The sequence below is a fragment of the Acinetobacter sp. V2 genome, assembly GCF_001188385.1.
Classification (GTDB): Bacteria; Pseudomonadota; Gammaproteobacteria; order Pseudomonadales; family Moraxellaceae; genus Acinetobacter; species Acinetobacter oleivorans.
The window spans coordinates 109,322-109,580 of sequence record NZ_JZFB01000002.1 but is presented as its reverse complement, the minus strand read 5'-3'; the positions used below and the strand labels follow the sequence as shown (position 1 = coordinate 109,580).

Here is a 259-nt window from a genome sequence, read left to right as displayed (position 1 = left end):
TGCTTTAACAGAACAAGCAACAAAACTTTGGCATGTAGGTAACGGTTATACAAATGAACCCGTTCTACGCCTTGCAAAACAACTCACCGATAATACATTTGCAGATAAGGTTTTCTTCTGTAACTCAGGTGCAGAAGCGAACGAAGCAGCACTCAAACTAGCTCGTAAAGTTGGTTTAGATAGCGGTGTTGCTGGCAAAAGTGGCATTGTGGCATTTAATAATGCTTTCCATGGCCGTACTTTATTTACCGTTTCAGCA

At 41.3% G+C, this 259-nt stretch carries 1 protein-coding gene; it reads left to right on the top strand.

From position 1 onward, the window contains the following. The coding region (locus UC75_RS09320; RefSeq protein WP_128825240.1) for an aminotransferase class III-fold pyridoxal phosphate-dependent enzyme at positions 1–259 on the top strand (259 nt) is incomplete at both ends.